At 73.0% G+C, this 26,355-nt stretch carries 24 protein-coding genes; 5 read left to right on the top strand and 19 right to left on the bottom strand.

From position 1 onward, the window contains the following. Nucleotides 1–40 precede the first annotated feature (40 nt). The 10 genes from KW076_RS11930 to KW076_RS11975 form a co-directional block, all read right to left on the bottom strand. Nucleotides 41–1,258: an adenosine deaminase gene (locus KW076_RS11930; RefSeq protein WP_224356853.1), complete on the bottom strand. Its 1,218-nt coding sequence runs from the start codon at nt 1,256–1,258 to the stop codon at nt 41–43. A 17-nt stretch (nt 1,259–1,275) separates the two neighbouring features. Further along, nucleotides 1,276–1,923: a DedA family protein gene (locus KW076_RS11935; protein ID WP_224355516.1), complete on the bottom strand. Its 648-nt coding sequence runs from the start codon at nt 1,921–1,923 to the stop codon at nt 1,276–1,278. A 5-nt stretch (nt 1,924–1,928) separates the two neighbouring features. Further along, complete coding sequence (locus KW076_RS11940; RefSeq protein ID WP_224356854.1) at nt 1,929–3,266, bottom strand: thymidine phosphorylase; 1,338 nt, start codon at nt 3,264–3,266, stop codon at nt 1,929–1,931. Between the two features lie 156 nt (nt 3,267–3,422). Continuing rightward, on the bottom strand, nt 3,423–3,854 hold the full coding sequence (locus KW076_RS11945; RefSeq protein WP_224355517.1) for a cytidine deaminase: 432 nt from the start codon (nt 3,852–3,854) through the stop codon (nt 3,423–3,425). A gap of 4 nt (nt 3,855–3,858) precedes the next feature. After that, a complete protein-coding gene (locus KW076_RS11950) occupies nt 3,859–5,166 on the bottom strand; it encodes an ABC transporter permease (RefSeq protein ID WP_434084339.1) in 1,308 nt (435 codons plus the stop codon). Next, nucleotides 5,163–6,545, bottom strand: coding sequence for an ABC transporter permease (locus tag KW076_RS11955; protein ID WP_224355518.1), 1,383 nt, complete (start codon nt 6,543–6,545; stop codon nt 5,163–5,165). Before KW076_RS11955 ends, KW076_RS11950 begins: the two co-directional genes overlap by 4 nt. Next, nucleotides 6,542–8,071, bottom strand: a complete 1,530-nt coding sequence (locus KW076_RS11960) for an ABC transporter ATP-binding protein (RefSeq protein WP_224355519.1) — start codon at nt 8,069–8,071, stop codon at nt 6,542–6,544. The genes KW076_RS11955 and KW076_RS11960 overlap by 4 nt, the downstream gene beginning before the upstream one ends. A gap of 116 nt (nt 8,072–8,187) precedes the next feature. Beyond that, nucleotides 8,188–9,333 (bottom strand): BMP family lipoprotein, encoded by a 1,146-nt coding sequence (locus KW076_RS11965; RefSeq protein WP_224355520.1) that lies wholly within the window; start codon nt 9,331–9,333, stop codon nt 8,188–8,190. 166 nt (nt 9,334–9,499) lie between these two features. After that, complete coding sequence (locus tag KW076_RS11970; RefSeq protein ID WP_224355521.1) at nt 9,500–10,756, bottom strand: amidohydrolase; 1,257 nt, start codon at nt 10,754–10,756, stop codon at nt 9,500–9,502. 50 nt (nt 10,757–10,806) lie between these two features. After that, complete coding sequence (locus tag KW076_RS11975; RefSeq protein ID WP_434084340.1) at nt 10,807–11,958, bottom strand: mannose-1-phosphate guanylyltransferase; 1,152 nt, start codon at nt 11,956–11,958, stop codon at nt 10,807–10,809. A gap of 205 nt (nt 11,959–12,163) precedes the next feature. Between KW076_RS11975 and sdhC the strand changes: the two genes are divergently transcribed. The 4 genes from sdhC to KW076_RS11995 all read left to right on the top strand — a co-directional run bounded on the left by sdhC (nt 12,164) and on the right by KW076_RS11995 (nt 15,722). Beyond that, entirely contained in the window at nt 12,164–12,568 is a 405-nt protein-coding gene (sdhC, locus tag KW076_RS11980; protein ID WP_224355522.1) for a succinate dehydrogenase, cytochrome b556 subunit, read from the top strand. Between the two features lie 2 nt (nt 12,569–12,570). After that, nucleotides 12,571–13,050, top strand: coding sequence for a succinate dehydrogenase hydrophobic membrane anchor subunit (locus KW076_RS11985; RefSeq protein WP_224355523.1), 480 nt, complete (start codon nt 12,571–12,573; stop codon nt 13,048–13,050). A 90-nt stretch (nt 13,051–13,140) separates the two neighbouring features. Continuing rightward, entirely contained in the window at nt 13,141–14,928 is a 1,788-nt protein-coding gene (sdhA, locus tag KW076_RS11990; RefSeq protein WP_224355524.1) for a succinate dehydrogenase flavoprotein subunit, read from the top strand. Beyond that, the gene (locus KW076_RS11995; RefSeq protein WP_224355525.1) at nt 14,928–15,722 is read left to right on the top strand and encodes a succinate dehydrogenase iron-sulfur subunit; all 795 of its coding nucleotides are present in this window, start codon (nt 14,928–14,930) and stop codon (nt 15,720–15,722) included. Before sdhA ends, KW076_RS11995 begins: the two co-directional genes overlap by 1 nt. A gap of 82 nt (nt 15,723–15,804) precedes the next feature. On the opposite strand, the gene KW076_RS12000 is transcribed toward KW076_RS11995, so the two are convergent. From KW076_RS12000 to KW076_RS12030, 7 genes are all read right to left on the bottom strand, one after another. Next, the gene (locus KW076_RS12000; RefSeq protein ID WP_224355526.1) at nt 15,805–16,329 is read right to left on the bottom strand and encodes a hypothetical protein; all 525 of its coding nucleotides are present in this window, start codon (nt 16,327–16,329) and stop codon (nt 15,805–15,807) included. Nucleotides 16,330–16,448: 119 nt separating this feature from the next. Next, nucleotides 16,449–17,102, bottom strand: a complete 654-nt coding sequence (locus KW076_RS12005; RefSeq protein ID WP_224355527.1) for a CPP1-like family protein — start codon at nt 17,100–17,102, stop codon at nt 16,449–16,451. A gap of 55 nt (nt 17,103–17,157) precedes the next feature. After that, the gene (locus KW076_RS12010) at nt 17,158–18,447 is read right to left on the bottom strand and encodes an ABC transporter permease (RefSeq protein WP_224355528.1); all 1,290 of its coding nucleotides are present in this window, start codon (nt 18,445–18,447) and stop codon (nt 17,158–17,160) included. Then, nucleotides 18,444–19,214 (bottom strand): ABC transporter ATP-binding protein, encoded by a 771-nt coding sequence (locus tag KW076_RS12015; RefSeq protein WP_224355529.1) that lies wholly within the window; start codon nt 19,212–19,214, stop codon nt 18,444–18,446. Before KW076_RS12015 ends, KW076_RS12010 begins: the two co-directional genes overlap by 4 nt. Nucleotides 19,215–19,361: 147 nt before the next feature. Beyond that, nucleotides 19,362–20,444, bottom strand: coding sequence for a tryptophan--tRNA ligase (trpS, locus tag KW076_RS12020; protein WP_224356857.1), 1,083 nt, complete (start codon nt 20,442–20,444; stop codon nt 19,362–19,364). Between the two features lie 26 nt (nt 20,445–20,470). Then, entirely contained in the window at nt 20,471–21,394 is a 924-nt protein-coding gene (locus KW076_RS12025; RefSeq protein WP_370643494.1) for an exodeoxyribonuclease III, read from the bottom strand. After that, on the bottom strand, nt 21,394–21,945 hold the full coding sequence (locus KW076_RS12030; RefSeq protein WP_224355530.1) for a hypothetical protein: 552 nt from the start codon (nt 21,943–21,945) through the stop codon (nt 21,394–21,396). Before KW076_RS12030 ends, KW076_RS12025 begins: the two co-directional genes overlap by 1 nt. Nucleotides 21,946–22,038: 93 nt before the next feature. On the opposite strand from KW076_RS12030, the gene KW076_RS12035 reads away from it, so the two are divergent. Next, entirely contained in the window at nt 22,039–23,529 is a 1,491-nt protein-coding gene (locus tag KW076_RS12035) for an MFS transporter (RefSeq protein WP_224355531.1), read from the top strand. An 18-nt stretch (nt 23,530–23,547) separates the two neighbouring features. On the opposite strand, the gene KW076_RS12040 is transcribed toward KW076_RS12035, so the two are convergent. Together KW076_RS12040 and KW076_RS12600 are read right to left on the bottom strand one after the other, a co-directional pair. Further along, on the bottom strand, nt 23,548–24,534 hold the full coding sequence (locus tag KW076_RS12040) for a hypothetical protein (RefSeq protein WP_224355532.1): 987 nt from the start codon (nt 24,532–24,534) through the stop codon (nt 23,548–23,550). Next, on the bottom strand, nt 24,531–26,354 hold the full coding sequence (locus KW076_RS12600; RefSeq protein WP_286670222.1) for an ABC transporter permease: 1,824 nt from the start codon (nt 26,352–26,354) through the stop codon (nt 24,531–24,533). Before KW076_RS12600 ends, KW076_RS12040 begins: the two co-directional genes overlap by 4 nt. Between the last annotated feature and the right edge of the window lies 1 nt (nt 26,355).

Genomic DNA, 26,355 nt, shown 5'->3' on the forward strand with positions numbered 1-26,355 from the left:
CCGCGGCGGAGGGGGGCCGGCGCGGTGCGGCGGGCGGGGATCAGGCGTCCGCCTCGTCGTCGGTGTCCGCCTCGAGCTCCTCCAGGGCGACGGTGCCGCCGGCCCCGGAGATGACCTCGCCCCAGCCGGACACGAGGATCTCGGCCAGGTCCTCGCGCTCGTCGACCGCGAGGAACGCCGCCTCGGCGGCGTTGAGCTGCAGGTCGAGGAGCTCGGAGAGGGAGTAGCCGAAGGTCTCGGCCAGCAGGTAGAGCTCGTCCGTCAGGGAGACGTTCGAGACCAGGCGGTTGTCCGTGTTCACGGTGACGCGGAACCCGAGCTGGACCAGCAGGTCGATCGGGTGGCCGGCGATGCCCGCCGCGGCGTCCACGGCGCCGGTCTGCAGGTTCGAGGAGGGGCAGATCTCCAGGGCGATCTGGCGGTCCCGCACCCACGCGGCGGTCTCGCCCAGGTCCACGATGCCGGTGTCCGCGTCCACGGGGACGCCGTCCTCGTCGAGGCCGCCGAACTCCACCTGGATGTCGTCCGCGATGCGCACGCCGTGGCCCAGGCGCAGGGCGCGGCCCGAGACGAGCGCGTCCTGGATGGAGGACAGGCCCTCGGCCTCGCCGGCGTGCACGGTGACGGGCAGGTGCTGCTGGGCCAGCCAGGTGAAGGTGTCCGCGAAGCGGGAGGGCGGGAAGCCGATCTCGGCGCCCGCGATGTCGAAGCCGACGACGCCGCGGTCCCGGTGGCGCACGGCCAGCTCGGCGATCTCCTGGGCGCGGTCCGCGTGGCGCATGGCCGTCACGAGCTGGCCCACGCGGATCACGTGGCCGGCCTCGTCGGCGGCGTCCACGGCCTCGTCGAGGCCCTCCTGGACGGCCTCCACGGCCTCGTCCAGGGTCAGCCCGCTGGCCAGGTGCTGCTCGGGGGCCCAGCGGATCTCGCCGTAGACGACGCCGTCCGCGACGAGGTCCTCGACGAACTCGCGGGCCACGCGGCGCAGCTGCTCGTGCGTCTGCATGACGGAGGTGGTCAAGGCGAACGTCTCGAGGTACTTCTCCAGGGACTCGCCGTTGGCGTGCTCGGCGAACCAGTCGGCCAGGCCGTCCACGGTGTCCGCGGGGACCTCGACGCCGGCCTCGCGGGCCAGCTCGAGCACGGTGGCCACGCGCAGGCCGCCGTCCAGGTGGTCGTGGAGGGAGACCTTCGGCAGGGCGCCGAGGTCGATCGTCAGGGGCGAGGGGGCGGCGTCCGCCGGGGTCTGCGAGGAGATCGTCACGTGGCCGGACTCTACCGCAGGGCCGCCTGCTCGTCCGCGCCCAGCCGGTGCCCGTCCCGCGCCAGGCGGCGGCGCAGCAGCGCCTTCACGGCGCGGTCCAGCAGGAGCCCCACGAGGGCCGCGCCGAGGACGGCGACGGCCATGCGGAGCACCGTGCTGTCCAGCCACCCCACGGTCAGGCGCGCGATCGCGATCGAGTACACGGACCACAGGGCCGTGGAGACCAGGTCCAGCCCGACGAACCGCCACGGCGAGTAGTGCATGGCCCCCGCCGCGAGGTTCACGGCCACACGGCCCCCGGGGATGAACCGCGCGGTGAACAGCAGCAGCGCCCCGTGGGAGTCGAGGTTCCGGCGCGCCATCACGATGGTCCGGCGCACCCTCCCGTGGCGCATCCACCGGAAGCGGGTCACCCCGACGCCGCGGCCCGCCCCGTACGCCGCGACGTCGCCGAGGAACGCCCCGACGAATCCGGCCGCCCAGAGCGCCGCGAGGGGGAAGGGCCGGCCGTCCTCGACGATCGAGGCCAGCGCCACGAGGACCGACTCGGACGGGAAGACGGGCACGAGCCCGTCCAGCAGGCACAGCAGCGCGGCCAGCGGCAGCGCCCACGGGTGGGACGCCCCCGCCAGGATCGCCTGCTCCAGCGCCTGCACCACGGCGGTCAGCCGATCCGGTCCAGGATCACCGAGCGGGAGCGCAGCGCGGCGGCCTCGGCCTCGTCTGCGGCGGTGACGGCCCAGCCGCCGGCGAGGGCCGCGCGGGCGCGGTCGAACCGCTCCGGTGTGTCCGTGTGCAGGGTCATGAGCGGCTGCCCGGCCCGCACGGCGTCACCGGGGCGCGCGTGCAGCTCGACGCCGGCGCCGGCCTGCACGGGCTCGCCCTGGCGCTCGCGGCCGGCGCCCAGGCGCCACGCGGCCAGCCCGACGGCCATGGCGTCCAGCTCGGTGAGCACGCCGTCCGCGTCCGCGGTGACGGTCTCCTGGTGGCGGGCCGCCGGCAGCTCGGCGTGCGAGTCGCCGCCCTGCGCCTGGATCATGCGGTGCCACACGTCCATGGCCTTGCCGTTGGCCAGGTTCTCCGCCGGGTCCACGTCCGTGACGCCCGCGCCGGCGAGCATCGCACGGGCCAGCTCCACGGTGAGCTCCACGACGTCGGCGGGCCCGCCCCCGGCGAGCACCTCCACGGACTCGCGGACCTCGAGGGCGTTGCCGGCGGTGAGGCCCAGCGGCACGGACATGTCGGTGAGCAGCGCGGAGGTGTCCACGCCGGCGTCGCGGCCCAGGTCCACCATGGTGCGGGCCAGCTCGCGGGCGGAGGCCTCGTCCTTCATGAACGCGCCGGATCCGCACTTGACGTCCAGCACGAGGGCGCCGGTGCCCTCGGCGATCTTCTTGGACATGATCGAGGAGGCGATCAGCGGGATGGCCTCCACGGTGCCCGTGACGTCCCGGAGCGCGTAGAGCTTCTTGTCCGCCGGGGCCAGGCCCGCGCCGGCCGCGCAGACCACGGCGCCCACCTCGCCGAGCTGGCGCATCATCTGGTCGTTCGTGAGGTCTGCGCGCCAGCCCGGGATGGACTCCAGCTTGTCCAGGGTGCCGCCCGTGTGGCCGAGGCCCCGGCCGGAGAGCTGGGGCACCGCCACGCCGTAGGACGCCACGAGGGGCGCCAGGGGCAGGGTGATCTTGTCCCCCACGCCGCCGGTGGAGTGCTTGTCCGCGGTGGCCAGGCGGCGCCCGTCGGGGGCGGAGAGGCCGGAGAAGTCCATGCGCTCGCCCGAGGCGATCATCGCGGCCGTCCAGCGGGCGATCTCCTCCCGGTCCATGCCGTTGAGGAGGATGGCCATGGCCAGGGCGGACATCTGCTCGGGGGCGACGACGCCGCGCGTGTACGCGTCCACCACCCAGTCGATGCGCTCGGGGTCCAGCCGGTGGCCGTCCCGCTTGAGGCGGATGACCTCGATGGCGTCGAAGGCCTCGGGAGCGGCGGGCTGGGCGGGCATGGAGGTGGTGGTCATGGCGGCGGGGCCCCTTCCGGCGTCGTCGGCTCCGGCGGCGCGCACCGCCGGAGCCCCCAGCCTAGCCAGAGACGCCGCGAGCCGCCCGGGAGGATCCCGGACGGCTCGTGGACGGGGGCGCGGGTCGGGGGCGCCGGAGGCTCAGGCCTCCAGGGCGTCGGGGCCGAACGCCTCGGGCAGGAGCGCCTCGACGGTGGTGACGCCGGCCGCCGTGAGCACGGCCAGCCCCGGCGCGCGGAACTCCCAGAGCAGCTGCCGGCAGCGCCCGCACGGGGTGATGAGCCGGCCGTCACCGCCCACGCACAGGAAGGCCCGCAGCCGGCCCCCGCCCGTCATGTGCAGCTGCCCCACGAGCGCGCACTCGGCGCACAGGGCCACGCCGTAGGCGGCGTTCTCCACGTTGCAGCCGCTCACCAGGCGGCCGTCCTCGGTGAGCGCCGCGGCCCCCACCCGGAACCCCGAGTAGGGGGCGTACGCACGCTCCATCGCGTCGGCCGCGGCCGCGCGCAGCCGGTCCCAGTCGGCCTCGGCCACGGGGGCGGCGCAGGCGGGCGGCGTCGTCGTGCCGGTCATGGGGTCACTCCTTCACGTACGGCTCGCCCGCGGCGGCCGGGCCGCGGGAGCGTCCCACCAGGCCGGCCACGGCGAACACCGTCACCAGGTACGGGAGCATGGCCATGAACGGGCTGGGCACCGGGGTGCCCAGGATCGCGAACACGAACTGCATGTTGGTCGCGAAGCCGAACAGCAGCGCCGCGAAGAACGCGCCGATCGGGTTCCACCGGCCGAAGATCACCGCGGCGAGGGCGATGAAGCCCTGGCCCGCCGTCATCTCCTTGGAGAACGAGGACGCGGAGACCAGCGTGAAGAACGCGCCGCCCATGCCCGCCACCGCGCCGCCGAGCAGCACGTTGACGTAGCGGGTGCGGTTCACGTCGATGCCCACGGTGTCCGCGGCCTTCGGATGCTCGCCCACGGCGCGCACGCGCAGGCCCCAGCGGGTGCGGAACAGGCCGAACCACAGCAGGGCCACGATCGCGTACATCAGGTAGCCCAGGATCGTCTGGTCGAAGAGGATCGGCCCGATGACCGGGATGTCCGCGAGCAGGGGGATGCGCAGGTCCGGGAAGCGCGGCGGCGCGTTCAGGTCCGAGTCCGCGGTGAGCACGGTGGAGAACAGGAAGTTCGTCAGGCCGGCCACCAGCACGTTCAGCACGACGCCGACGATGACCTGGTTCACCAGGTACCTGATGGAGAACACCGCCAGCAGCCAGGACACCAGCACGCCGGCCACGATCGCCGCACCGAGGCCGGCCCACGGGGAGCCGGTGAGGGAGCCGACGACGGCCGCCATGAACGCGCCGGCCAGGAGCTGGCCCTCGATCGCGATGTTCACCACGCCGGAGCGCTCGGACAGGATGCCGGCCATGGAGCCGAAGATCAGCGGCACGGCCAGGGTGAAGGAGCCGGCGATCAGGCCGGTGAGGAACACCTCGTTGTTGGTCGCGGCGCCCACCACCCACACCAGGAACGCGGCCGTGAAGGCCAGGGCGAACAGGCCCGCGGCCCAGCCGGGCAGACGTCGCCCGCGCAGGGTCAGGACCCATGCCGCCGCAGTGATCGCGGCCATGACGGCGGTGAGCGCCCAGCCGGTCACGGCCGGGTCGGCCAAGAGGTCCGGCAGCCGGACCGCGTCGGAGGCCTCGGAGATGCGGAACACCGCCGTGGAGTCCGAGGCGCCCAGCGCGAAGACCACTAGGGAGACGAGCGTGAACACGCTCAGCAGGACGGGGGTGCTCCAGTGGCGGACCACCACGCCGGAGGACGCGGCGCCGGCCCGCTCGGACGGGGTCGCGCTCTCGCGCGCGGGTGCTGCGGTGCTCACAGGTCCTGTCCCTTCTCACGGTGCGGGCCGGTCCCGGCGACGGGATCCGCGGGGTCGGCCGCGACGGCGGTCGCGGCGGCGTCCTGGGTCTGGGCGGACGGCACGGAGGCCAGGCCGGCCGCGCCGGGGACCGCGGCGCCGGCCACGGCCGGCTGGGTGACGACGTCGGCGGTGCGGCGTGCCCGCGCCGCGCCCGGGGCGGGCAGGCGGAACAGGCCGCGCACGAGCGGCGGGGCCGCGATGAACAGCACGATCATCGACTGGACCACGAGCACGATGTCGATCGGCACACCGGTCTCTGTCTGCATGGTCACCCCGCCGGCGCGCAGGGCGCCGAAGAGCAGGCCCGCGAACAGCACGCCCACCGGGTTGGAGCGGCCCAGGAGGGCCACGGTGATCGCGTCGAAGCCGTAGGAGCCGGCCACCGAGGTGTTCAGCGCGTTCTCCGTGCCGGAGACGTGCGTCATGCCGGCCAGGCCCGCCAGGCCGCCCGAGATGGCCATCGCGGCCACGTAGGTGCCCTTGACGGACATGCCCGCGGTGCGGGCGGCTGCCGGGTTGGCGCCCACCGCGCGCAGGCGGAATCCCAGCGTCGAGCGGGACATGAGCCACCAGGTGAACGCCGTGACGAGCAGGGCGAGCACGAAGCCCCAGTGGAGGCGGTACCCGTCGCCGAGCAGCTTCGGGAACATGCCGCTCTCCGGGAGGAACTCGGAGACCGGGTTGGTGGTGCCGGCCCGGCGCAGCACCGGCGTGTTCAGCAGGTACGCCAGGACGTTGACGGCCACGTAGTTGAGCATGATCGTGAGGATCACCTCGTGCGCGCCGGTCCAGGCCTTGAGCACGCCCACCACGGCGCCCCAGAGGACGCCGCCCACGACGCCGGCCAGCAGGACGACGAGCAGGTGCAGGCCGAACGGCAGGGGAAGGTGCACGGCCGTCCAGGTGGCGACCATGGCGCCGAAGATGAACTGGCCCTGGCCGCCGATGTTGAACAGGCCGGCCCGGAAGGCCACGGCCACGCCGAGGGAGATGATGATCAGCGGGGTGGCCACCGTCAGCGTCTCCGTCAGCGGGCGGACCATGTCCGTGAACGTGTCGGCCTCGTAGTTGAAGACCGCGCCGCGGAACAGCGCGGCGTACGCCCCGGAGACCGCCTTCCAGGCCGCGGTCAGCGCGTCCTGCGGGCGGGCGAACAGGTAGCCCGCGGCGTCCTGGACGTCCTCGTCCGTGACGACGATCAGCACGGCCGAGATGACGAGGGAGAGCAGGACGGCCAGCACGGTGACCGCCCCGTTGGAGGAGGCCAGGCGCCGTAGAGCGGAGCCGTCCTCCTGCGTGCGCGCCCCGGCGGGGCGCGAAGCCACGGCGGTGCTCATGCCCGGGCTCCTTCCTGGTGGGTGTCCTCGGCGGTCTGGCCCGCCATGAGCAGGCCCAGGTGCTCGCGCGAGGCGTCCCCGGGCACGATGTCCACGATGCGGCCGTGGTACATCACGGCGATCCGGTCGGCGAGCTCGCGGACCTCGTCCAGCTCGGTGGAGACGATCAGCACGGGGGTGCCGGCGTCGCGCTCGGCGATGATCCGGTCGTGGAGGAACTCGATCGAGCCCACGTCCACGCCGCGCGTCGGCTGCGAGGCGATGAACAGGCGCAGCCCGTCCACGAGCTCGCGGGCCATCACCACCTTCTGCTGGTTGCCGCCCGAGAGGGAGGAGACGGGCACGTCCACACCCTGGGTGCGGACGTCGAACTCCTCCACGCGGCGCTCGGCGAGTTCCCGGACGGCGCGGGGGCGCAGCTGCACGGCGGAGCCGGCGGGGGCGACGTCGAACCGGTTCAGGACCATGTTCTCCGCCACGGAGAAACTGCCGACGAGGCCATCGGTGGAGCGGTCCTCGGGGACGTAGCCGACGCCGGCGTGGATGATCTGGCGGGTCGAGCGGCCGAGCAGCTCGCGCCCGTCGAGGCGGATCGAGCCGGCGGCCTTGGCCTGCAGGCCCATGATGGCCTCGGTGAGCTCGGTCTGGCCGTTGCCCTGCACGCCGGCCACGGCGAGGACCTCGCCCTGGCGGATGCCGAAGGAGACGTCGTCCACGAGCACCTGGCCGGTCGGGGAGACCACGGTCAGGTGCTCCACGCGGAACGTCTCCTCGCCGAGCTGCGGCGCGGTCTTCCGGCGGTTCAGGACGACGTCGCGGCCCACCATCAGCGAGGCCAGCTCGGCCGCGGAGGCCGAGGGGTCGGCGGTGCCCACCACGCGGCCGCGGCGCAGCACGGTGATGTCGTCGGAGATCGCCTTGACCTCGCGCAGCTTGTGGGAGATGAAGACGATCGCCGTGCCGTCCGCGCGCAGCTGGCGGATGATCGCCAGCAGCTCGTCCGTCTCCTGCGGGGTGAGGACGGCGGTCGGCTCGTCGAGGATGAGGATCCGCGCGTCGCGCACCAGGGCCTTGATGATCTCCACGCGCTGCTGCACGCCCACGGGGAGGTCCTCGACCACGGCGTCGGGGTCCACGTCGAAGCCGTAGGCGTCGGAGATCTCGCGGATCTTCCGGCGGGTGGCCTCGAGGTCCAGGACGCCGGCGCCACGGGTGTGCTCGTCGCCGAGGGCGACGTTCTCCGCCACGGTGAACACGGGCACCAGCATGAAGTGCTGGTGGACCATGCCGATGCCGGCGCGCATCGCCTCGCCCGGGCCGGAGAAGGCGACGGGCTCGCCGTCGAGCAGGATCTGGCCCTCGGTGGGCTCGTAGAGCCCGAAGAGGACGTTCATGAGGGTGGACTTGCCGGCGCCGTTCTCGCCCAGCAGCGTGTGCACGCGCCCCGACTCCACGGTCAGGTTCACGTCCTCGTTGGCGGCGAAGGAGCCGAAGCGCTTGGTGATGCCGCGCAGCTCGAGCTTCATGGTGGCCTTCCTGGTCTCGGGGACGGCGGACGCGGGACGGGGCCGACGGCGACGGACCGTGGCGGTCCGCCGACGTCGGCCCCGGGGAGTCCGGATCCCCCGCGGAGGGGGTGGGGTCAGGACTTCGGGGAGTACTCGGAGTCGACCTTCACCTTGCCGGAGATGATGTCCTCCTGCAGGGTCTGGACCTCGTCCTTGAGCTCCTGCGGGACCTTGGAGTCGAAGTCGTGGAACGGTGCCAGCTCGACGCCCTTGTTCTCCAGGGTGCCCACGTAGGGATCCGCGGAGAACTCGCCCTTGAGGTCCTGGCCGATCACGTCGGAGACGGACTGGCCCATGTTCTTCACCACGGAGGTGAGGATCAGGGCGCCGTCCTTGGTGGACTCGTAGCCGTCGGAGTCCGGCCACACCACGGCGACGGACTTGCCGCCGGCGTTGGCCTCCTTCACGGCGTCCAGGGTGCCCAGGCCCACGGGGCCGGCGACGGGCATGACGATGTCCGCGCCCTGGTTGATGAAGTTGGCGGTGTTGGTCTTGCCGTTGGCCTGGTTGTCGAAGTCGCCGGTGAAGGAGCCGGTCTTGGCCTCGCGGTCCCAGCCGAGGACCTTGACGTCCTTGCCCTTGACCTCGTTGTAGTGCTCGACGCCGGCCGCGAAGCCGTCCATGAAGACGGTGACGGTGGGGATCTCCATGCCGCCGTAGGTGGCGACGGTGCCGGTCTTCGTCATGCCGGCGGAGACGTAGCCGGCCAGGAACGCGGCCTGGGCGGTGTCGTAGGTCAGCTTCTTCACGTTGTCGGAGAAGCCGTCCGCGGTGACGTCGACGCCGAGGAAGTGGATGTCCGGGTTCTTCTGCGCGATCGGCTTGATCGTGTCGCCCAGCATGTAGCCGACGCCGATGATCGAGTCGCACTGGGCGTTGACCTGGGCGTTCACGTTGGGGGTGAACTCGGAGGCGTCCTTGGACTCGGCCTTGTTGGTCTCGATGCCGTAGGCCTCCTCGGCGGCCTTCAGGCCCTCGTAGGAGGACTGGTTGAAGGAGCGGTCGTCGAAGCCGCCGGCGTCGGAGACGATGCAGGACTTGTAGTCCTTGTTGTCGGAGCCGGCGGCCGCGTCCGCGGAGACCGCGGCGCCGGAGCCGGAGGCCGAGCCGGAGTTCTCGGCGGGCGGGGCGCCGCAGCCGGCCAGGAGCAGGCCGGAGCTGAGCAGGGCGGCGGGGACGGCGAGGCGGCGACGGCCGGCCAGGGGGGAGACGATGCCCATGGGGTCCTCTTTCGGAAGGCGCGGAGCGAGACGAAGCCCCCGGAGGGGCGGCGGGAGCGAGGCGGCGTCCTCGTCGAGGTCCCGCGCGCCCGTCGCGCAGGAGTTTACCCGTTGTTCTCCTCTGTCGCCCCCGTCACCCAGACGCCCCGGACGGTACCCGGCCGCGTCAGCGGGCGGGCCCGGCGAGCACGTCGAGGGCCGCCGCGGCGAAGACGCGCATGCCCACGCCGATCGCCCGCTCGTCGGGGGCGTAGTCCCCGCGGTGCAGGTCGTAGGTGGGCCCGCCGGGGGTACGCGTGCCCAGGCGCAGCATCGCCCCGGGCACCTTCTGGGTCATCCACGCGAAGTCCTCGCCGCCCATGGACTGGGGGGTGAGCGCGATCGCGTGGGCGCCCAGCTCCCGACGCGCGGCGTCCTCGATGAGCGCCGTCTCGGCCTCCGCGTTGTCCACCGGGGGCACGCCGCGGATGTGCTCGAGCTGGACCTGGACGCCGTAGGGGGAGGCGACCTGGGTGACGACCTCGTCCAGCAGGGCGCCGGCCTCCTCCCAGACGCCCGCGTCGAGGCACCGCATGGTGCCGGCCAGGTACCCGGTGTTGTCGATGGCGTTCGGCGCGGAGCCGGCCGCGATCTGCCCCCAGACCACGGAGACGGCCGAGCGGACGTCGATGCGCCGGGACAGCACCGCGGGGACGTTCACCGCGATCTGCGAGAGGGCGAACACCATGTCCTCGGTGAGGTGCGGGCGGGAGGTGTGCCCGCCGCGGCCGGTGAGGGTGATCCTGATCGTGTCCGCGGCCGAGGTGATGGCGCCGATGCGCGTGCCGATCGTGCCGACGTCGAAGTGGGGGTCGCAGTGGGCCGCGAGCACGCGCGGCACACCCTCCAACACGCCCTGGCGGATCACCGCGAGCGATCCGCCGGGCAGGCGCTCCTCGGCCGGCTGGAAGATCACGCGCACCCGGCCGCGCGCCCGCTCGCCCACGGCGCGCAGCTCCGCGGTGGGCGCCGCGCCGCGGAGGATCCGCCCCAGGGTCAGGGCGGTGCCGAGCATGACGGCCGTGTGCATGTCATGCCCGCACGCGTGCGCCACGCCGTCGTTGACGGAGACGTAGGGGAGGCCCGTCTCCTCCTCGACGGGCAGCGCGTCGATGTCCGCGCGCAGCCCCAGGACGACCGGCCCCTCCCCCAGGTCCACGTAGGCGCCGGTGCCCTCGAGGCGGACGGGGTTGAGGCCGTATTCCGCAAGGGTCTCCACGATCAGGTCCGTCGTGCGGTACTCCTCGTAGGAGAGCTCGGGGTGCCGGTGCACATCCCGCCGGAACGCGGTGACGTGCTCCTCCAGCTGCTGCACGACGGGCGCGACGGAGGGCGGGGCGAGGCGCGGCGCCGTCCCCGTGACGACGGACTCGGAGGTGGTCATGGCCCCGCACCCTACCCCGCGGGGAGACCCCCCGCCCCGCCCCGGGCGACTCAGAGGACGTCGTCGGCGCCCTGCGCCTTGAGCGACTCCACGGTCCTCTTCACGTCCTGCGCATGCTCGGTGGTGGTCACCAGCAGCGCGTCCCCGGTGTCCACCACGACGACGTCCTCGACGCCGATCAGCGCGATCACGCGGGAGGTGTCGGTGACCACCACGCCCGTCGCCGAGTCGGAGTACACCCGCGGGGTGTCGCCGATGACGGTGACACCGGAGCCGTCCTTGACGGGGTTCAGGCGGGCGATGGCGGCGAAGTCGCCGACGTCGTCCCAGGTGAAGGCGCCGGGGATGACGGCCACGTCGCCGGCCGTGGCGGCGGGCTCGGCCACCGCGTAGTCGATGGCGGTCTTCTTCAGGCCCGGCCACACCCGCGCCATGACCGCGTCGCGCTCCGGCGTCTCCCAGGCGCGGGCGATCTCCGTCAGGCCCGCGTGGAGCTCGGGCTCGTTGGCCTCGAGGTGCTGGAGCATCAGCGCGACCGGCGCCACGAACATGCCGGCGTTCCAGAGGTACCGACCGGAGGCCACGTACCGCTCGGCCACGCGCTGGTCCGGCTTCTCCACGAACGCGGCCACGTCGTGGGCGTCCGGCGCGCCGGCCACGGAGAGGCGCCGGCCGGTGCGGATGTACCCGAAGCCCGTGGCGGCGTGGGTCGGGGTGATGCCGATCGTGACGATCCGCCCCGTGGCGGCCGTCTCCACGGCCTGGCGCACGGCGTCCTGGAACACGTCCACGGGGCCGATCACCTGGTCCGCGGCGAAGGAGCCCATGATGGTGTCCGAGTCGCGCAGCCAGAGGATCGCGGCGGCCAGCCCGATGGCGGCGGCCGAGTCCTTGGGCTCCGGCTCGAGGACGAGGTCCGCGGCGCCGACGTCCGGCAGCTGCCGGCAGACCGCGTCCTCGTGCGCCCGGCCGGTGACCACCATGATGCCGCCCGCGAGCGGGGCCAGCCGGTCCCAGGTGGCGCGGATCAGGGTCTGGCCCGAGCCGGTGAGGTCGTGCAGGAACTTGGGGGCGGCGGCCCGGGAGAGTGGCCACAGCCGGGTGCCCACGCCGCCGGCGGGGATCACGGCGTGGAAGCGCTCGAGGGCGGACGCGCTGGGCTGGCTGGGCGCGCTCTGCGCCGCGGTCGGGTCGATGCTCACAGGGCCAGGGTAGGGAACACGCCGGACGCGGCACGAATCCGGACCCCCACCGCCCCCGCCCACGGCCGGTGACACACACCGCCCCGCCCGTGCTCCACAGGCGGCCGAGGGTCTACTCTGTGCTGTGGAATCCACTCGCATCCGTGCCCGTCCGCGCCATCCGGCGTCCCCCTCGGGGCGGAGCATTCCCCTGGAGGTATCAACCGTGTCTAGCGCCACTGCGCAGGCCCCGGCCAAGAACGGCCGCGGAACCCTGTATCGGGGCCACGGCGGCATGTGGTCCTGGGTGGGCCACCGCGTCACCGGCGTCGTCATCTTCTTCTACCTGCTCGTCCACGTGCTGGACACCGCCATGGTGCGGGTCTCCCCGGAGGCCTACGACGCCGTGATCCGCTCGTACAAGACCTGGTACTTCGCCCTGGGCGAGACCGCGCTGGTCGCCGCGATCCTCTTCCACGCCCTGAACGGCCTGCGCATCATCCTGGTCGACTTCTGGAAGGGCGGCACCAAGCACCACAAGACCCTCCTGTGGGTCGTGCTGGCCGTCTGGGCCGTCCTGTTCCTGGGCTTCGCCGTCCGTCACCTCTCCATCGCCTTCGGAGGCCACTGACCATGAGCACCACCGCTGAGACCCCCCTCGCGGCTCCGCGCACGGGCCGCCTCGACTCCAAGTACGTCCGCGGCGAGTCCGGCAAGGGCAACTTCGAGATGCTCGCGTGGCTCTTCATGCGCGTGTCCGGCGTGTTCCTCGTCGTCCTCGTGTTCGCGCACATCTTCGCCAACCTCATGGTCGGCGACGGCATCAGCGGCCTGGACTTCGGCTTCGTGGCCGGCAAGTGGGCCAACCCGCTGTGGCAGCTCTGGGACCTCGCCCTGCTGTGGCTGGCCATGCTGCACGGCGCCAACGGCGTCCGCACCATCATCAACGACTACGCGGAGCGCGACGGCGTCCGCTTCTGGCTCTCGATGATCCTCTACGTGGCCACCGCCGTGATCATCGTCCTCGGCTCCCTGGTGATCTTCACCTTCGACCCGTGCATGGTGGACGCCTCCGGCGCCCTCCTCGAGGGCTCCCCGGCCATCTGCCGCTGACCCACGTCGGCACCGAGCACACCCGGAGCCGGACGCCGCCGCCCCCCGGCGGCGCGCGTCGGGCCCTGACACTGAGAGAGAGACACCTGAATGCAGGTTCACAAGTACGACGTGGTGATCGTCGGCGCCGGCGGCGCGGGCATGCGCGCCGCCATCGAGTCGGGCCAGCGCGCCCGCACCGCGGTCCTCACCAAGATCTACCCGACCCGCTCCCACACCGGCGCGGCCCAGGGCGGCATGTGCGCCGCCCTCGCCAACGTCGAGGAGGACAACTGGGAGTGGCACACCTTCGACACCGTGAAGGGCGGCGACTACCTGGTGGACCAGGACGCCGCCGAGATCATGGCCAAGGAGGCCATCGACGCGGTCCTCGACCTCGAGAAGATGGGCCTGCCGTTCAACCGCACGCCCGAGGGCAAGATCGACCAGCGCCGCTTCGGCGGCCACACCCGTGACCACGGCAAGGCCCCCGTGCGCCGCGCGTGCTACGCCGCGGACCGCACCGGCCACATGATCCTCCAGACCCTCTACCAGAACTGCGTCAAGCACGACGTCGAGTTCTACAACGAGTTCTACGTGCTGGACCTGCTGCTGGTGGACGAGGACGCCACCCGCGAGGACGGGACCCCCTACACGCAGAAGCGCGTGGCCGGCGTCGTCTCCTACGAGCTCGCCACCGGCGAGATCCACGTGTTCCAGGCCAAGGCCGTCATCTTCGCCACCGGCGGCGCGGGCAAGGTCTACAAGACCACCTCCAACGCCCACACCCTCACCGGCGACGGCATGGCGATCGCCTACCGCGCCGGCCTCCCGCTGGAGGACATGGAGTTCGTGCAGTTCCACCCGACCGGCCTGGCCGGCCTGGGCATCCTGCTCTCCGAGGCGGCCCGCGGCGAGGGCGGCATCCTCCGCAACGCCGAGGGCGAGCGCTTCATGGAGCGCTACGCGCCCACCATCAAGGACCTGGCCCCGCGCGACATCGTGGCCCGCTCCATGGCCGAGGAGGTCCGCCAGGGCCGCGGCGCCGGTCCGAACAAGGACTACGTGCTGCTCGACCTGACGCACCTGGAGCCCTCGCACATCGACGAGAAGCTCCCGGACATCACCGAGTTCGCCCGCACCTACCTGGGCGTCGAGCCCTACACGGAGCCGGTGCCGGTGTTCCCGACGTGCCACTACTTCATGGGCGGCATGCCGACCAACGTCAAGGCCGAGGTCCTCCAGGACAACGACACCGTCGTCCCGGGCCTCTACGCCGCCGGCGAGGTCGCCTGCGTGTCCGTGCACGGCTCCAACCGCCTGGGCACCAACTCGCTGCTGGACATCAACGTGTTCGGCCGCCGCGCCGGCATCCACGCCGCCGAGTACGCCGCGCAGGCGGACTGGGTGGAGCTGCCCGAGGGCGGCGAGCTGCCGACCGTCCAGCACATCGAGAACCTGCGCTCCGCCACCGGCTCCGAGCGCGTCGCGGACATCCGCGCCGAGCTGCAGGAGTCCATGGACGCCGACATGCAGGTGTTCCGCGACGAGGACTCGATCCGCCGCGCGCTGGCGAAGATCGAGGAGCTGCGCCACCGCTACGAGAACGTGTCCGTGCAGGACAAGGGCCACCGCTTCAACCTCGACCTGCTCGAGGGCATGGAGCTCGGCTACCTCCTGGACATCGCCGAGGCGATGACCCTGGCGGCCCTGGGCCGCAAGGAGTCCCGCGGCGGCCACTACCGCGAGGACTACCCGAACCGCGACGACGCCAACTTCATGGCCCACACCATGATCTACCGCGACGAGACCGCGGAGATGGAGGGCGTGAAGGGCATCCGCTTCGAGACGAAGCCCGTCGTCGTCACCCGTTACCAGCCGATGGAGCGTAAGTACTGATGAGCCACGCAGCAACCGAGACCCAGGCCCCCGCGGCCCCGGCGCAGCAGACCCAGGGCCAGGACGGCGGCATGGGCGAGATCGAGTCCTTCGACATCACCCTCCGTGTGCGCCGGTTCCTCCCGGAGTCCTCCGAGGAGTCCTACTGGGACGAGTGGCGCCTCACCATGTTCGGCACCGACCGCGTGCTGGACGCCCTGCACAAGGTCAAGTGGGACCACGACGGCACCCTGTCGTTCCGCCGCTCCTGCGCCCACGGCGTGTGCGGCTCCGATGCCATGCGCATCAACGGCCGCAACCGCCTGGCCTGCAAGACCCTGCTGAAGGACCTGGACCTGTCCCAGCCCATCACGGTCGAGCCGATCAAGGGCCTGCCGGTGGAGAAGGACCTCATCGTGGACATGGAGCCCTTCTTCCAGTCCTACCGCGAGGTCATGCCGTTCCTGGTGGCCAAGGGCCACGAGCCCTCCAAGGAGCGCTACCAGTCCCAGGCCGACCGCGCCATCTACGACGACACCACCAAGTGCATCCTCTGCGCCGCGTGCACCTCGTCGTGCCCGGTCTTCTGGACGGACGGCCAGTACTTCGGCCCGGCCGCCATCGTCAACGCGCACCGCTTCATCTTCGACTCGCGCGACGACGCCGGCGACATGCGCCTGGAGATCCTGAACGACAAGGAGGGCGTGTGGCGCTGCCGCACCACCTTCAACTGCACCGAGGCGTGCCCCCGCGGCATCCAGGTGACCAAGGCGATCGCCGAGGTCAAGCAGGCCATCCTGGCCCGCTCCTTCTGAGCCTCTGACGCACGACGGCGGCCCGTCTCCCTCCGGGGAGGCGGGCCGCCGTCGTCGTGCGGGCCGCCGGGCGCGGCACGGCTCAGCCGAGGAAGGCCTCGCGGACGGCCTTGGAATGCGCCGTGACCAGCCAGACCGCGCAGAACACCGCCATGGCGCCGACGGCGACCAGCACCGCCATCCCGGACGCGCCGCGGGCGGCCATGCGACCGCCGTCCACGGCCCAGAACACGGCGCTGAGCAGCCCGACGCCGGCCAGCGCGGTGCCCAGCCAGCGGGTGGCGCCCCACAGCCGCTGGGCACCCCAGACGAGCAGGGCGGCGGTCAGCAGCACGCCCACGGCGCCGAGGACGGCCCCGCCGGGCGGCGTGAGGAAGTCCTGGACCTGCTGCGCGCTCACCTCGTACTGGCCCCACGTGCGGGACTGCAGGACCTCGCGCGCGTAGCCCGGGTCCGACTGCAGCCCGAGGACGCCCGCCACGGCGGCGGCGCTCACGAGCCCCGTCCCGGCCGTCATGGCCTGGTAACGGCGGATCGGCCCACGCACGGCGGGGTCGTCCAGGCCGGAGGGACGGGCGGAGGCGGGGGCGACGTCGTCGGAGCGCATGGACCCATCATCGCGCACGCCTCCCCCGGCCCGAGGACGCCGAGGATGACGCCGGCCCCCTCCCCCGTGCGAGGCGGGTGAGGGGGCCGGGCGGGACGGGAGGGCGTCCGGGGTGCCGGTCAGGCGGCGGGCAGGCGGCCCTGCTTGGTGTAGGCGGCCACGTCCTTGTTGAACGCGTTGACCAGCCACAGCACGTTGACGGCGATGAACAGCACCGACAGCACCAGCGAGGCGATCATGACGCCGGCCGGGAAGCTGCCGAGGCTGAACAGGCCGAACACGGCGGACAGGGTGCCGAGGATCGCGAGGACGATGCCCAGGACACGGGCCCAGTTCTTCCCGGCGCGCAGGCCGAAGTACACCAGGGCGTACAGGCCCAGGGCGATCAGGAGCCCGACGACGGCGCCGATGCCGGCCATCGCGCTGAACATGCCGGCGTTCTGCATGGCCTGGTCGATCTGCTCGGCCGACATGCCCTGCGCCCGCAGCTGGTCACGGACCAGGGCGTCCTGGTCCACGAACAGGCCCGGGAGGGCGGAGAGCACGTAGACCACGGCCGAGGCCAGGGTGAGCTTCAGGAGCGTGCGGAACTTGGCCGGCTCGGCGAGCGGGGCGCCGTACTGCAGACCCGGGGCGCCGTACGCCTGGGTGCCGAAGCGGGAGCCCTCGCCGGGCTGGCCGTACTGCGGGGCGGCCTGGCCGGGCTGGCCGTACTGGGGCGCCGGCTGGCCGCCCTGGGGGTTCTGCGGGTAGGGGGTGTTCTGGTCGGTCATGCTGAGTTCCCTCCGTGTGCGTGCGATGTGGGTGCGGGCGATGTGCGGTCCGTGCTCATTCGTGGCGCAGCGCCTCGATGGGATCCTTCCGGGCAGCACGCGCCGCGGGCAAGGTCCCGGCGACGAACGCGATCGCCACGATGAGCAGGACGATGAGCAGGAGCGCCAGGGGGTCCACCGCGTAGAGCACCAGGCCCGCGACGTCCTCGAGCGGCCCGCCGGTGGTGAGCCAGGCGTTCACGCCGACGCCCACCGCGACGCCCAGGCCGACGCCGAGCAGCGAGCCGAGCAGGCCGATCACGACGGCCTCCAGGGTGAACAGCCCGAAGATGCGGCCGGACGTCATGCCCAGGGCCTTCATCAGGCCGATCTCCCGGGTGCGCTCCTGGACGGCCATGAGCAGCGTGTTGATGATGCCGAAGCTGGCCGCCAGCAGGGCGATGAGCGCGAAGCCGTTGAGCACCCAGGTCACGGCGCTGATGATGCCGCGGATGCTGCCGAGCTGGTCCTCGAGGGTCTGGGCCTGGTACCCCTGCTCGCTCAGGGCGGCCTTCACGGCCGCCTCGTTGCCGGGCATCCCCTCCACGATCGCCGTCGCCTGGAAGTAGGTGTTCCGCTGCTCCTCCGGCAGGCCCTCGGTCTGGATGTCGTGCAGGCCCTGCTCCAGGGCCGCGGAGGGCACGGGGTTCGCGCCGACGCCGGAGGGCAGGCGCTCGGTCACGCCGACCACCTCGGCCTGCACGGTGCGCTCCTGCTGCAGCGGGGTCTTCGTGGTCAGGGTGACCTCCTGGCCGAGCACGTCCTCCGGGGCGGTGCCGCCCAGGGACTCGACCCACTCCGTCGGCACCGTCAGCTCCATGGCCCCGCCATCCGCGGCGGGCTCGCGGCCGGCCTTCACGGAGAGCTTGCCGATCTCGTAGGTGCCGCCCATCATGGGCACGCTCCAGCGGCGGCCGTCGGCGCCGCGCAGGTCCTGCACCTCCACGATCCGCACGGTCTCCACGCCCGTGACGTGCTCCGTGGCCCCGATGCGGTCCAGGTCCTCCTGGGTGAGCAGCGGCATGCCGTACATCTCGCCCGCGGCGGCGGAGTCCTCGTACTCGGTGGGCGCGCCGCCGGTCATGCCGGCCATCTGGTTCCCCGCGGGCTTGGAGACGGTCAGCTCGTCGGGTGCGCCGAAGCCGGCCACCATGTTGTCCACGTACTTGTTGATGCCGGCACCCAGGCCGGAGGTCAGGGTGAGGGTGAACGCTCCGATCATGATGGCGATCACCGTCAGGAACGTGCGCAGCTTGGCACGGGCGGTGTTGCCGAGGGCCGTGCGGATCAGGTCGGGGGCCTTCATGCCCGGGCCCCCGTCCCGGCGGCGACGGCGCGCCCGGCGCCCTCGGCGGCCACGATCACGCCGTCCTGCATCACCAGGCGGCGGTCGCACTGGGCGGCGAGGTCGTCGTCGTGGGTGACGACGACGAGGGTGATCCCCTCGTCCCGGTGCAGGCCGAAGAGGATCTCCTCCACGGAGCGGGAGGTCGCCGAGTCCAGGTTGCCGGTGGGCTCGTCCGCGAACAGCACCGTGGGCCGGTTGATGAGGGCCCGGGCGATGCACACGCGCTGCTTCTGGCCGCCGGAGAGGTCGTTGGCGCGGTTCTTCGCCTTGTCCGCGATCTCCAGGCGCTCCAGCACCTCGCGCCCGCGGGCCTCGCGCTCGTGGCGGGGCACGCCGGCGATCTTCAGGGGCAGCACCACGTTCTCCAGCACGGTCTGGTCCGCGTTGAGGAAGAACTGCTGGAACACGAAGCCGAACCGCTCGTTGCGCAGGTGCGCCACCTCGGCGGCCTTGAGCTGGGACACCGGACGGCCGTCCATCGCCACGACGCCGGACGTGGGCACATCGAGCAGGGCGAGCAGGTGCATGAGCGTGGACTTCCCGGAGCCGGACTTGCCGACGACGGCCACGGACTCGCCGCGGTGGATCTGCAGCGTGACGCCCTTGAGGGCGTCGAACCGCGAGGCCCCCCGGCCGTAGACCTTCACGAGGTTCTCCGTCTCGAGGACGGGCTCCTCTCCCCGGGACGCCTGCGTCTCCGGCGGATGGGTGTGGACGGTGGACATGGGGGTGCCTCCCTCGCGTCGGCCGCGCCCGTCGCGCGGCAGCCGCGTCCATCTTCACACGGCCCCGGCACAGGCGCGTCAGACCCAGGTCGGACCCTGCGGGCCGCCCCGCTCCCCCGCAGGGCGGAGTCGGCCCGCGGGGCGGGCTCAGCGCAGCGGGCGAAGGAAGCCGACCCTCGCGTAGACGTCCTCGAGCACGGGGGTGGCGACCTCGCGGGCCTTCGCCGCGCCGGCGGCGAGGATGCGGTCCAGCTCGGCCGGGTCGTCCAGCAGGCCCAGGGCGCGCTCGCGCACGGGCGCCAGGCGCTCCACGACGGCGTCCGCCACCGCCACCTTCAGGTGGCCGTACATCTTGCCCTCGAACTCGGCCTCGAGCTCCGGGATCGGACGGTCGCTCACCGCGGAGAGGATGGTCAGCAGGTTGGAGACGCCGGGCTTGGCCTCGCGGTCGAAGCGCACCTCGGTGCCGTCGTCGGTGACCGCGGACTTGATCTTCTTGGCGGTCTTCTTCGGCTCTTCGAGGATGTTGATGAGCCCGTTCGGGGACGCCGCGGACTTGGACATCTTCGACGTGGGATCCTGCAGGTCGTAGATGCGCGCGCCGGTCTCCGGGTAGAAGCCGGTGGGCACCACGAACGTCTCGCCGTAGCGATGGTTGAAGCGCTGGGCGAGGTCGCGGGTGAGCTCCACGTGCTGGCGCTGGTCGTCGCCCACGGGCACGCCGTGCGGCTGGTAGAGCAGGATGTCCGCGGCCATGAGCATGGGGTACGCGAGCAGGCCGACGCCGGCCGCGTCCGCGCCCTGCTTGGCGGACTTGTCCTTGAACTGGGTCATGCGCATGGCCTCGCCCATGCCCGTCATGCAGGTCAGCACCCAGGCCAGCTGCGCATGCTCGGGGACCTGGGACTGGACGAACAGCGTGGAGCGCTCGGGGTCGATGCCGCCGGCGATGAACTGCGCGGCGGCCACCCGGGTGCGCTCCGCGAGCGCGGCCGGGTCCTGCGGCACGGTGATGGCGTGCAGGTCGGGGATGAAGAAGAACGCCTCGAAGTCGGCCTGGGTGCGCTCCCAATTCACGAGGGCGCCGAGGTAGTTGCCCAGGTGGAGGGAGTCCGCCGAGGGCTGCATGCCGGAGAGCACGCGGTGCCGGGCGGACGCGCCGGCCAGGTGGGCGGTGGCGGCGGCGTCCTGGGCCAGGACGTCCTGGACGGAGTTCTTCTTCATGGTCATCTCAGCCTCGGGTCTCTCCTGCACGGTCAGAACTGGTAGTCGACCACGAGCGGGGCGTGGTCGGAGAAGCGGGTCCCCCAGCTGGGGGCACGGTCGACCACGGCGGAGGTCGCCCTGGCGGCGAGCTCCGGCGTGGCCATCTGATAGTCGATGCGCCAGCCGGCGTCGTTGTCGAACGCCTGCCCGCGCATGGACCACCACGTGTAGGGGCCGGGGACGTCCCCGGCGAGGGTGCGGTGCACGTCCACGTAGCCGAGCTCGCCGAAGAACCGGTCGAAGTAGGCGCGCTCCTCCGGAAGGAAGCCGGCCTTCTTGACGTTGCCCCGCCAGTTCTTGATGTCCCGCTCGGTGTGGCCCACGTTGAGGTCGCCGGTGACCAGCACGTGGCGGCCGTCCGCCGCGAGCTCGGGCAGGCGGCGGACCATCTCGTCCAGGAGGCGGTACTTGTCCACCTGCTTGGGGGTGTCCACCCCGCCGGTGTGCACGTACGCGGACACCACGGTCAGCAGGGAGCCGTCCGGCAGGCGGACGTCGGCCTCGATCCACCGGCCCGCGTCCGCCGCGTGGTCCTCAGCACCGCCGATGCCGGTGCGGACGTCCTCGAACGGGAACCGGGACGCCACGGCGACGCCGGCACGGCCCTTCGAGGCGGCCTCCACGTCCGCCACGTGCACCTCGTCCCAGGCGTCGCCCACGACGTCGCGGACCAGGGCGTGGGCGATCTCCTGCGGGGCGCGGACCTCCTGGAGGGTGAGCACGTCCACGCCGCGGCCGGCGAACCAGCCGCCCATGCCCTTGCGGTGGGAGGCGCGGATGCCGTTCACGTTCACCGTGGCCACGCGCAGGGCGCCCTCGGGCTTCGGGGCGCCGGCGTTGGCGTGCACCACCGGCTCGCCCGCGGCGGGCCCGGGGTGCTTCCCGGTGACCGGGTCCTTCTGGGGGACGGTCATCAGGAGACCACCGTCCCGGACACGGGGCCCTCGGCGTCGCGGGCGGACTCCTTGATCATGTCCCGGGCGTTCTGCGCGGTGATGGTGATGGTCTCCAGGGCGCGGTCCACCATCTCGCGGTCCAGCGGGCCCTCCGCGTCCAGCTGCTGGGTGATCACGCGGGCCTGGACCTGGCAGATCTTGAAGGAGTGTTCGAGCTTGGTGTCCCGCATGGGGTCGCCGGCGGCGGCGGGCACGGCGGCGGCCGGGGCGGGCTGCTGCGGGGCGCGCAGGGCGGCGACGTCGGCACGGGCGTTCTGCATGGCGGTGTCCACCTTGCGGCCCGCCTCCCGCACGCCCTTGCGCATCTGCAGGAACACCACCACGGCGAAGACGAGCCAGCCCGCGGCGATGGCCACCACCAGCCAGCCGATGAGGTCGTTGGCGTTGGCCGCGAAGACGATCGCGACGAGCAGCACGGCGACCATCACGGCGAACCCGGTGGAGCCGACGGTGAGGCCGGCGCGCGCCGGACGGGTGCCGGCCGAGCCGGACGGGATGCTCTGGGGCATGCGGAGTTCCTCCAGTGTGCGTGCGGGACTGGCCCCCATCATCCCGCACGGCCCACCCGGGCTCCGAATCGGGGCGCCCCGTAGGCTGTGCCGGTGACCCTCCCCTCCCCCGCCGCCGCGGAGTCCGGCGCCTTCACCGCCGACCAGCGCCGCATCCTCACCGTCCTGCTCATCCCCCTCTTCCTGGCGCTGATGAGCGTGTCCGTGGTGAACGTGGCCCTGCCCTCCATCGAGGGCGGCCTCGGGGCCTCCAGCGCGGACCTGCAGTGGGTGCTCTCCGGCTACACCCTGACCTTCGGCATGGTGCTGGTGGCCGCGGGACGCGCCGGGGACCTCTGGGGGCGCCGCCCGCTGTTCCTCGCCGGCATCGCGCTCTACGTGCTCGGCTCGCTGCTCTCCGGCCTGGCCCCGGACCCGCTGTGGCTGAACGCGGGGCGCCTCCTCACCGGCCTCGGCGCGGGCGTGTTCAACCCGCAGACCATCGGGTTCATCCAGTCCCACTTCACGGGGCGGGCCCGCGGCCGCGCCTACGGCCTGTTCGGCATGGTGGTGGGCCTGGGCGTGGCGGTGGGCCCGCTGCTGGGCGGTCTGCTGCTCGGGGCCCTCGGCCCGGACTGGGGCTGGCGCTCCACGTTCCTGATGAACGTGCCCGTGGGCGTGCTCGCGATCGTCATGGCGACGGCCTGGCTCTCCCCGGACACCCGGGTGAAGGGGGCCGCGGGCAGGTCAGGCGGGCCGCGCGGGATCGCCGCACTGGACCCCGTGGGCGCCCTGCTGCTGGGCGGCGCCAGCCTCTGCCTGATGGTGCCGTTCATTGCGCCCGGCACGTGGGCGCTGCTGGCGGGGGCCGCCGTCCTCGGCGTGGGCTGGTGGCTGTGGGAGCTGCGCGTGAAGCGCCGTGCCGCAGCCACCGGCGTGGAGCCCATGGTGGACCCGGCGCTGTTCCGCCGCGCGTCGTTCAGCATCGGCGCCGCCGAGTCCACGATCTTCCTGTCCAGCATGCCCGCCGTGTTCGCGGTGACGGCCGTGTTCCTGCAGCAGGGCATGGGCTTCAGCCCGCTCGCCTCCGGGCTGGCGACCCTGCCGGGGGCCGTGGTCCAGGCCGTGGCCTCCCCGTGGGCCGGCTCCAAGGTCCCGTCCCAGGGGGCGCGCATGGTGTTCGGGGGCGGCGTCGTCGGCCTGGCCTCGCTGGCCATCCTGGCCCTGGCGTTCGAGCGCTCCGCCGCGGGCGCGTGGAGCCCGTGGATCGTGGGCGCCGCGCTGGCGGTCATGGCCGTGTCCCAGGCCCTGATCCTCACGACGACGCAGGTGCTGATGATGGAGGACGTCGCCGGGCACGAGGCCGGGGCCGCCGGCGGCGTCGCCCAGACGGCACAGCGCATGGGCACCGCCCTGGGCCTGTCCGTGGTGATGGGGGCTTTCTACGCGGCCCTGGCCGGGGCGGCCGGGCCTGGCGGGGCGCCGTCGGCCGCCGGGTTCGCGCACGCCGCGTCCGCCGCCGTGCTCATGGTGGGCGCCTGCTGGCTCGTCACGACGGCGATCGCCGCCGCCGACCTGGTGCGCCGCCGGCGGACGGCGCGCTGAGGGCACCGCGGGCGGCGGTCAGGCCGTGGTGAGCTGGTCCACCGGTGTGCCGATGTCCCGCCACAGGGCGGTGATCCACTCCGCGTAGGCGGCCCAGGTCTCCGGGGACCGCAGCGCGCCCCAGGCGCGCAGCCGCTGAGGAACCGCCAGGAGCATGGCCAGCTCGAGGCGCTCCCGCCCCGCCGCGTGGTCCTGGCCGCGGGCGGCGAGCCAGGCGGTCCGCACGGTCTCCGCGGCATCGGCTCCGTGCTCGGCCCGGACCGGCACCAGCAGGGCGCGCAGGCTCGCCCCAGGATGACCGAGCACCGCGTCCCCGACGTCGCTGACCAGGACCCGGCCGTCCGCCCCGAGGAACGCGTTGCCGCCGTGGAGGTCGTTGTGGTCCAGGCCGAGCGGGTCGGCCGGACCGCCGCAGTCCTCCCAGCGCATCGCGAGCGCGGCCCTCACGGCGACGGCGCGCGCCTCCTCCTCAGCGGTGCAATGCGCCGGATGGGCGGCGGGCAGCGCCCGGAACGGGGCGAGCTCGCGGAGCAGGGACAGCTCGGCCTTGGCCGGGTCGAACTCCGTCAGTCCTCGGCCGCGCAGGTCGTCCTCCCCCACCGCCTCCTGCATGGCGGCGAGCGCGCCGGCCAGCCCGGCGTAGAGGCGAGCTACCTCGCCGGGGCGCGGCGCGCCGGCGTCGTCCCGGGCGAGCGCGGCGAGGGTGCGGCCGGCGTCCGCGGTGAGCTGCCAGCCGCGCTCGTGGTCTGCGGCGACCAGGGGGAGGACTCGCTCAGCTGCCCGGGACTCCAGCAGCGCCCGCAGCGGGACCTCCCCGCGCAGGCGCGGGTGCGGAGCCTTGAACCAGTGGACGCCGGCCGGGGAGGACAGCCGCCAGACGTCGCCCCACGATCGCTCGCGGACCACCCGCACCGTCAGTGCGGCGGCCGGGAGGTCCAGCACCCCCGCGATCCAGTCGCGGGCCGCCGTCCGGCCCGCGACGTCGAGCACTCCCGTCCCGGTCATCGCAGGAACAGCGCCCGCAGGCGACGCGAGGTGAGCCACACGCCCAGCCCGGACATGACCCCGAAGTACAAGGCGTGCCCCGCCGTCGCCCCGGTGACGGCGCCGACCGCGAGCGCGCGCATCATCTCCACCGCGTGCCACAGCGGGAACACCCGGATGAGCCACTGGATCGGCTCCGGGTACACGGTGAGCGGGAAGAACGTGGCGGAGAACAGGAACATCGGCATGAGCACGAGCTGGATCCAGTCCATCTGCTGGAAGGTCTTCATCCAGCTGGTCACCGCCATGCCCAGCGAGGCGAAGCCCAGCGCGACCAGCAGCGCGCCGGGCACCATGAGGAGCGCGGTCCAGGACGTCGCCATCCCGGCGACGGCCATGACCACCAGGAACCCGACCGCGTAGAGCAGCCCGCGCAGCAGCGCCATGGCGATCTCGCCGAGCGCCACGTCCAGCGGGCCCAGGCGGGTCGCGAGCATGGTCTGGTACGTCTTGGCGTAGCGCAGCTTGAAGAACACGTTCCACGTGGAGTCGTAGATCGCGCCGTTCATGGCGGACACGGCCAGCAGCGCCGGCGCGATGTACATGCCGTACGGGATCGGCGCCCCGCCCGGGCCGGGGACGGCGCCCACGAGCGCGCCGAGGCCCAGTCCCATGGACGCCAGGTAGAGCACGGGCTCGAAGAACCCGGACGCGAAGACCACCCAGTTGTTGGACTTCAGTGTGAGGAGCGCCCGCTCCATCACGGCGGCCACGTTGCCGGAGTACAGCCCGCCCAGGCGGCCCCGCCGCACCGTGATCTCCGGCATCGGCGGCACCGCCGCCGTGTGCTCCCGCACCACCGACGACGCAGCGGCCGCCTCCGCGTGCGCCCCCGCCATCCGGTCGACGCGGGTCGCGCGCCGGCCCAGCCGGGAGGCGCGCTGGGCCCGGGGGCGGGCGACGGCGTCGCGGTCCGGGGTGCCCGGCCGCCAGCCGAGCCGGCGCGTGTACATCCGCACCGCGGCCCACGCGCCGCCGAAGGCGAGCGCCAGCAGCACCGCCACGTGCAGCACCGTGAGCCAGCGAGGCTCGGCCATGCCGTAGGAGAGCACGCGGCCCAGCTGCGCGGCGTGCCACTGCGGGGAGATCCAGCCGACCCAGCGCAGCCACACCGGCAGCGCCTCCAGCGGGTAGAACGTGGCGGAGAACAGGAACAGCGGCATGATCACCAGGCGCTGCAGCGTGGCGAACTGGCCGTGGTCCTCCTTCAGGGAAGCCGAGAACGCCATGATCGGCGCTCCGATGGCGAGGCCGCCGAGCGCGGCCGTGAGGACCTGCACCCAGCCCCACGGGCCGTGCACCACCCCGAAGGCCAGCATCACGCCGAAGAACACGGCGGCCTGGAACAGGAAGCGCAGGGCCACCGCCCCGAGGTGCCCCACGGCGATCTGCGCCGGGGAGAGCGGGGTGGCCTGGGCCGCGTAGTAGGTGCGGTGCCACTGGAACCCGCCCATCACCGGGTAGGAGAACTCCGTGGCCGCCGTCATCAGGGCGCCGGAGGCCAGCAGCGCCGGCGCCAGGAACGTCACATAGGACACCCCGCCGAGGGATTCCTGCGGGGCACCGCCGCCCATCACCTGCGCCATGCCCAGGCCCATGGCCAGGAGGTACAGGATCGGCTCGCCCAGGGCGCCGACGATCAGCACCGCTCCGTAGCGGCGCATGCTGCGCAGCACGTGCTCGGCGTAGAACCAGGCGCCACGGGCCTTCACGCGCACCGCGGACTCGGCCGCCGTGATCGGCGGCTGCAACGGGGCCGAGGCCGGGATCTGTGCGGCCACG

This window comes from Micrococcus porci (assembly GCF_020097155.1).
In the GTDB taxonomy this organism is placed as follows: domain Bacteria; phylum Actinomycetota; class Actinomycetes; order Actinomycetales; family Micrococcaceae; genus Micrococcus; species Micrococcus porci.

Excerpts from the sequence above, each read along its gene's own strand:
- KW076_RS11970 (WP_224355521.1), bottom strand. The coding sequence starts at position 10,756 with ATGACCACCTCCGAGTCCGTCGTCACGGGGACGGCGCCGCGCCTCGCC.
- KW076_RS12015 (WP_224355529.1), bottom strand. The coding sequence starts at position 19,214 with ATGTCCACCGTCCACACCCATCCGCCGGAGACGCAGGCGTCCCGGGGA.
- KW076_RS11965 (WP_224355520.1), bottom strand. The coding sequence starts at position 9,333 with ATGGGCATCGTCTCCCCCCTGGCCGGCCGTCGCCGCCTCGCCGTCCCC.
- KW076_RS12030 (WP_224355530.1), bottom strand. The coding sequence starts at position 21,945 with ATGCCCCAGAGCATCCCGTCCGGCTCGGCCGGCACCCGTCCGGCGCGC.
- KW076_RS11940 (WP_224356854.1), bottom strand. The coding sequence starts at position 3,266 with ATGCCCGCCCAGCCCGCCGCTCCCGAGGCCTTCGACGCCATCGAGGTC.
- KW076_RS12000 (WP_224355526.1), bottom strand. The coding sequence starts at position 16,329 with ATGCGCTCCGACGACGTCGCCCCCGCCTCCGCCCGTCCCTCCGGCCTG.
- KW076_RS12010 (WP_224355528.1), bottom strand. The coding sequence starts at position 18,447 with ATGAAGGCCCCCGACCTGATCCGCACGGCCCTCGGCAACACCGCCCGT.
- KW076_RS11955 (WP_224355518.1), bottom strand. The coding sequence starts at position 6,545 with ATGAGCACCGCCGTGGCTTCGCGCCCCGCCGGGGCGCGCACGCAGGAG.
- KW076_RS11945 (WP_224355517.1), bottom strand. The coding sequence starts at position 3,854 with ATGACCGGCACGACGACGCCGCCCGCCTGCGCCGCCCCCGTGGCCGAG.
- KW076_RS12040 (WP_224355532.1), bottom strand. The coding sequence starts at position 24,534 with ATGACCGGGACGGGAGTGCTCGACGTCGCGGGCCGGACGGCGGCCCGC.
- sdhA (WP_224355524.1), top strand. The coding sequence starts at position 13,141 with ATGCAGGTTCACAAGTACGACGTGGTGATCGTCGGCGCCGGCGGCGCG.
- KW076_RS11995 (WP_224355525.1), top strand. The coding sequence starts at position 14,928 with ATGAGCCACGCAGCAACCGAGACCCAGGCCCCCGCGGCCCCGGCGCAG.
- KW076_RS11960 (WP_224355519.1), bottom strand. The coding sequence starts at position 8,071 with ATGAAGCTCGAGCTGCGCGGCATCACCAAGCGCTTCGGCTCCTTCGCC.
- KW076_RS12025 (WP_370643494.1), bottom strand. The coding sequence starts at position 21,394 with ATGACCGTCCCCCAGAAGGACCCGGTCACCGGGAAGCACCCCGGGCCC.
- KW076_RS12005 (WP_224355527.1), bottom strand. The coding sequence starts at position 17,102 with ATGACCGACCAGAACACCCCCTACCCGCAGAACCCCCAGGGCGGCCAG.
- trpS (WP_224356857.1), bottom strand. The coding sequence starts at position 20,444 with ATGACCATGAAGAAGAACTCCGTCCAGGACGTCCTGGCCCAGGACGCC.
- KW076_RS11985 (WP_224355523.1), top strand. The coding sequence starts at position 12,571 with ATGAGCACCACCGCTGAGACCCCCCTCGCGGCTCCGCGCACGGGCCGC.